A 5,521-nucleotide genomic window follows, 5' to 3' on the forward strand; every position below is an offset into this window, starting at 1 on the left:
AGAGGCGTAGAAGGGGCTGAGCCACACGGCGTCCACGCCGAGGGCGCGCAGGTACGGCAGGCGGGTGCGGACCGCGGTCGGATGCTCGACTACATCGAGTTCGAGGACGACTTCGCCATGGTGAAAACCAATCCGCCTGCCCACATCGTCGGCCTGCCCCTGTCGAACAGTGCGGTCCGCTCCCGCTACGGCATCACCGTCGTCGCCATCAAGCGGCCCGGCCAGGACTTCACCTACGCGACCCCCGAAACCGTCGTGGAAGCAGACGACACCATCATCGTCGCCGGCCGCACCCGGGCAACCGAACGCTTCAGCGAGCTCCAGTAGGGCCCGAACCCGGCACACGACGGCCCGCGAACCCTGCGGCTCACACAGCCCTCTCAGAAACGGTCCGTTGCGCAACCAAGATCAATCGTGAGCCGCCGGACCCCCGGCGGACCCCCAGCCCCATGACGGCTCCTCACCCCCACGACCGACCGGTCGGTCGGACGGACGCCGACGAGTCGAACACCACGCTGCCCGAAGTGCCGGGTCGGCCGGGCACCCCGCCGTCGGCGCCGATCGACCCTGACCTGCCGAGCGCGGACGTCCGCATCCGCTACGCCGCTGCTCAACCCTCGGGCAGGAACTCGACTCCCGGCTCGACGCGCTCAGCGAGCACGGCATCCCGACACGGTCAGCACCCTCACCGCCTACGCGGTCGCGGGCGCCGACGGCCTGTTCATCCACCGGGAGATCCACGGCGACGCCGTCGACCTGGTGGCCATGCCGGAACTGCGCACCCGGCTGGTCCACGACGCGGCGGCACGCATGGTGGCGGAGTCGACGCGCGCTTGGGGCATCTCGCGGCGCCTTGTCACCCGCCCGGTCGGACGAGCCGGGGGACCGGGCAGGCGGTGGCCCGTTGGGCGGCCCGGCGGTCGACGGCCGGGAGGTACGCCTGGTCGAGGTGGGTGTCGTGCCCGCCCGCGAAGTACTGGCCGGCCGCGCCGGGGGTGAACGGCCGGTCGTCGACCCGTCGACGACGAGCGGGTTACAGCCGCCTCCCACTCGCAGCCCGAGGGAGTGCGGGCGTAGTGGGAGAGCTCCTTGTCGTCGGTGTTTGGTGTGTGCCGACCGATGGACAGGGCCCTGTCGAAGCCGAGTTCGTGCACGCGGTCGTGGCTGCGGGCGAGGTCGTCAAGGTGCTGCACACGGGTGCGGACCGGGTCGAGGGGCAGCCCCGGGCCGCGGCACGCTCCCTCACACGCGCCGGGGACGCCGTCCCCGCCCTCGGCGGCAACGGCGTCCCCGGCGGCTGAGCACGGTTCAGCGTGTCGTGCCGGCCATCTCCGGAACCGGTGCGTCCAGGGAGTCCAGGCCGCGCAGGATGTCCTCCACGCGCTGCCTGGCGTCGCCGAACAGCATCTGGGTGTTCTCACGGAAGAACAGCGGGTTCTGCACGCCCGCGTAGCCGGCGGCCATGGACCGCTTGAAGACGATCACGTTGGCCGCCTCCCACACGTGCAGCACCGGCATCCCGGCGATGGGGCTGGTGGGGTTGTCGGTGGCGGCCGGGTTGACCGTGTCGTTGGCGCCGATGACCAGGACGACCGAGGTGGCCGCGAAGTCGTCGTTGATCTCGTCCATCTCCAGGACGATGTCGTAGGGCACGTTGGCCTCGGCGAGCAGCACGTTCATGTGACCGGGCAGCCGGCCGGCGACGGGGTGGATGCCGAAGCGCACCTCCACGCCCCGCTCGCGCAGCTTGCGCGCCAGTTCGGCGACCGGGTACTGGGCCTGGGCGACGGCCATGCCGTAGCCCGGGGTGATGATCACCGAGGTGGCGTCGCGGAGCAGTTCGGCGGTCTCCTCGGCGTTGATCTCCCGGTGCTCCCCGTGCTCGTCGTCGTCGGCCGCCGCGGCGGGGGTGCCGAATCCGCCGGCGATGACCGAGAGGAAGGAGCGGTTCATCGCCTTGCACATGATGTACGACAGGTAAGCACCGGAGGAGCCGACCAGCGCGCCGGTGACGATGAGCAGGTTGTTGGCCAGCAGGAAGCCCGAAGCCGCCGCCGCCCAGCCGGAGTAGCTGTTGAGCATGGAGACGACCACCGGCATGTCACCGCCGCCGATGGAGGCGACCAGATGCGCGCCGAGAGCGAGGGCGATCACGGTGACCGCGATGAGCAGGCCCATGCCGGGGCGCACGACGAACGCCACCGTCAGGCCCACGAAGGCGAGGAGCGCGCCGATGTTGAGGACGTGCTTGCCCGGCAGGCTCAGCGGGCGGGAGTTGATGCGCCCCGACAGCTTCAGGTAGGCGACGACGGAACCGGTGAAGGTGACGGCGCCGATGAACACCCCGATGAACACCTCGGCGTGATGGATGCCCAGCAGCGAACCGGACAGCTCGGCGTCGACGTCGAGGTAGCCGTTCCAGCCGACGAACGCGGCGGCCAGGCCGACGAGGCTGTGCATGATGGCGATCAGCTCCGGCATGCCGGTCATCTCCACCACCCGGGCCCGCCACAGGCCGATGCCCGCGCCGAGGGCGGTGGCGAGGACGATCAGCACCAGCCCGTTCGCGGTGATGCTGCGGGAGGCGAGCCCGACCGTGGCGGCCAGGGCCACGACCATGCCCGCGATGCCCCAGACCACTCCCGAACGGGACGTCTTGTGCTGGGAGAGTCCGGCGAGGCTGAGGATGAACAGCAGCGCCGCGACGACGTAGGCGGCCTGGGCGGCCGTGTCTGTGGTCATCCCTGATCAGCCCTTCGAGAACATGCCGAGCATGCGGCGGGTCACGGCGAATCCGCCGAAGATGTTGATGCTCGCCAGCAGGATCGCGGCGAACGACAGCACGGTCACGGCGGTGTCGCCCTGCCCGATCTGCAGCAGCGCACCGACCACGACGATCCCGGAGATGGCGTTGGTCACCGACATCAGCGGGGTGTGCAGCGCGTGGTGCACATTGCCGATGACGTAGAAACCGATCACGATCGCCAGGACGAACACCGTGAAGTGGCCCAGCAGTTCACTCGGGGAGAGGGCCGTCACCAGGAACAGCGCGAGCGCTCCCACGCCGACCAGGGCGTAGGAGGACCAGGCCGGGCGGGCGGACTTCGCCGGTGTCTCGGCAGGGGCTGGTTCCGGCTCCTTCGCCCCGCCGGGGGCGGGTGCGGCGGACACCTGCACCGGAGGCGGCGGCCAGGTCTTCTCGCCCTCGCGGACCACGGTCATCGACCGCTGCACCACGTCGTCGAAGTCCAGGACCAGCCGGCCGTCCTTGCCCGGGGTGAGCAGCTTCAGCAGGTTGACGATGTTCGTGCCGTACAACTGCGACGCCTGGGCGGGCAGCCGACCGGGCAGGTCGGTGTAACCGATGATCGTCACGTCGTTGTCGGTGACGACGGCCTTCCCCGCGACCGTGCCCTCGACGTTGCCGCCCTGGGAGGCCGCCATGTCGACGATCACGCTGCCGGGCTTCATCCGCGCCACGTCCTCGGCGGTGATCAGCCGCGGCGCCGGGCGGCCCGGGATGAGCGCGGTGGTGACGATGATGTCGACGTCGGCGGCCTGCTCGGCGTACAGCTGCGCGGCGAGCCGGTTGTAGTCCTCCGAGGTGGCTTTGGCGTAACCGTCGGTGCTCACCTCCTGCTCGGCGGTCACGGACAGGAACTCCCCGCCCAGGGACCGCACCTGCTCGGCCACTTCGGGACGGGGGTCGGTGGCACGGACGACGGCACCGAGACTGCGGGCCGCGCCGATGGCCGCGAGCCCGGCCACCCCGGCCCCGGCCACCAGCACCTTGGCGGGCGGCACCTTCCCGGCGGCGGTGACCTGGCCGGTGAAGAACCGCCCGAAGGCGTGCGCCGCCTCCACCACGGCCCGGTAACCGGCGATGTTCGCCATCGAACTGAGCACGTCCAGGGACTGCGCCCGCGAAATCCGCGGCACGGCGTCCATGGCGAGCACGGTGATCGGACGCCGCGCCAGTTCCTCGACCAGTTCGGGGTTGAGGGCGGGGCTGATCAGCGCGATCAGCGTCGCCCCCTCGCGCAGCCGGCCGATCTCCTCGCTCGAAGGGGCGTTGACCTTCAGCACGACCTCCGCCTGCCACGGGTCACCGAGCCGGGCCCCCGCCTCCTCGTAGGCCGCGTCGGAGAACCGGGACGAGGCACCCGCTCCCGGTTCGACCGTCACGTCGTACCCGAGCGCGACGAGTCTCCCCACGGTGGCCGGCGTCGCCGCCACCCTGGTCTCGCCCGCAGTGGATTCGGCCGGTATGCCGATCCCCTGGGGTTGCGGTTCCGCTGGGACCATCGTCTGCCTCTCCCGTCGTTCGACTGCCTGTCCTCCTTGGTGCCCGCATCCTGCACGTTCGACGCGGCATCCGTGGCGGGCCGTCGTCACATGGCCGAGGAGGTCGTCCTCACACCGCCGAGGGGTTGCCGAACGACGTGTCCGGGGGTATTAGTGTGGCCCGCGGGACGGAAAGAGTCCTGTGATGCGGCACGATACGACCGAGCGCAGACTGTTGTGGTGACTGGCACGCGCCCGGGGCGCGGCGAGGCCGCGCCCCCTCCCGATCCGCACCTCGGCAGACAGTCGCGCTGGCTGCGATGATGTTCGCCGTCGCCATGACCTTCATCGACCAGACCATGGTGTCGATCGCGCCCCCGGACATCGTCCGCGAACTGGGTCTGTCGTCCTCCGGCATGCAGTGGGTGGTCAACGCCTACCTGCTGGCCCTCGCCGCCTTCTTCGCCCTCGGCGGCCGTCTCGCGGACCTCTACGGGCCGCGCCGGGTCGTCGTCATCGGCACGGTGGTGTTCGCCGTCTCGTCGGTGCTGTGCGGTTGCGTCCCCGAGGGCGGTGCCGCGCAGGCCTGGCTGATCATCTTCCGCGCCACCCAGGGACTCGGTGCGGCGCTGCTGTTCCCCGCGGCGCCGGCCGTGGTGGTGGCGGTGTTCCCGGTCGAGCGGCGTGGGCGTGCCCTCGCCCTGTTCTTCGGGGTCACGGGCGCGCTGACCGCCATCGGCCCGCTGCTGGGCGGCTGGCTGACGAACTGGACCTGGCGCGCCGTGTTCTGGGTCAACGTGCCCGTGGCGATCGTGGCGCTGGCCCCCACGGCGATGGCGCACATCTCCGACCGGCGGCGGTCCGGCACCCTGGACGTCCCGGGCCGCCCTGATCGCGGCCGGCATGGGTCTGAGCGTGCTCGGCTTCCAGCAGGCCTGGTCGTGAGGCTGGGACAGCTGGGCGACCTGGGTGTGCATCGCGGGCGGCCTCCCGATACTCGCCGGGTTCGTCCGCTACGAACAGCAGGTGGAGCATCCGCTGATCGACCTGCGGTCTTCCGGGACAAGGCGTTCACCGTGGACGCGGCGGTGCTGTTCTTCTCGATGCTCGCCTTCGTCCCGCTGTTCTTCTTCGCGTCGGTGCCCATGAGCGCGGGACCCCCGCTGGGCGTGGGGGGCCTGCCGTTCGAGGCGACGGAGCTCCAACTGCCCGAGGGCTCCGTCGTCGCCCTCTACAC

At 70.9% G+C, this 5,521-nt stretch carries 5 protein-coding genes and 1 pseudogene; 2 read left to right on the plus strand and 4 right to left on the minus strand.

Going from position 1 to position 5,521, the window contains the following annotated elements; genetic code table 11:
* A partial coding sequence (locus ABZ281_RS29050; protein ID WP_356660185.1) for a TrkA C-terminal domain-containing protein occupies positions 1-327 on the plus strand: 327 nt, incomplete at its 5' end.
* 365 nt (positions 328-692) lie between these two features.
* On the opposite strand, the gene ABZ281_RS29055 is transcribed toward ABZ281_RS29050, so the two are convergent.
* The 4 genes and pseudogenes from ABZ281_RS29055 to ABZ281_RS29070 form a co-directional block, all read right to left on the minus strand.
* Positions 693-842 carry a hypothetical protein gene (locus ABZ281_RS29055; protein WP_356660193.1) on the minus strand — a complete coding sequence of 50 codons (150 nt, stop codon included), beginning with the start codon at positions 840-842 and terminating at the stop codon, positions 693-695.
* 166 nt (positions 843-1,008) lie between these two features.
* Positions 1,009-1,223 (minus strand): annotated as a pseudogene (locus tag ABZ281_RS29060) (extradiol ring-cleavage dioxygenase); the annotation flags it as partial.
* A gap of 85 nt (positions 1,224-1,308) precedes the next feature.
* A complete protein-coding gene (gene pntB, locus ABZ281_RS29065) occupies positions 1,309-2,742 on the minus strand; it encodes a Re/Si-specific NAD(P)(+) transhydrogenase subunit beta (protein WP_356660187.1) in 1,434 nt (477 codons plus the stop codon).
* A gap of 6 nt (positions 2,743-2,748) precedes the next feature.
* Positions 2,749-4,305 (minus strand): Re/Si-specific NAD(P)(+) transhydrogenase subunit alpha, encoded by a 1,557-nt coding sequence (locus ABZ281_RS29070; RefSeq protein ID WP_356660189.1) that lies wholly within the window; start codon positions 4,303-4,305, stop codon positions 2,749-2,751.
* Positions 4,306-4,604: 299 nt separating this feature from the next.
* Between ABZ281_RS29070 and ABZ281_RS29075 the strand changes: the two genes are divergently transcribed.
* On the plus strand, positions 4,605-5,521 hold a 917-nt coding region (locus ABZ281_RS29075; RefSeq protein ID WP_356660191.1), incomplete at its 3' end, for an MFS transporter.

The sequence above is a fragment of the Streptomyces sp. NPDC006265 genome (assembly GCF_040613555.1).
Lineage (GTDB): Bacteria > Actinomycetota > Actinomycetes > Streptomycetales > Streptomycetaceae > Streptomyces.

Excerpts from the sequence above, each read along its gene's own strand:
- ABZ281_RS29055 (WP_356660193.1), bottom strand. The coding sequence starts at position 842 with ATGCCCCAAGCGCGCGTCGACTCCGCCACCATGCGTGCCGCCGCGTCG.
- pntB (WP_356660187.1), bottom strand. The coding sequence starts at position 2,742 with ATGACCACAGACACGGCCGCCCAGGCCGCCTACGTCGTCGCGGCGCTG.
- ABZ281_RS29070 (WP_356660189.1), bottom strand. The coding sequence starts at position 4,305 with ATGGTCCCAGCGGAACCGCAACCCCAGGGGATCGGCATACCGGCCGAA.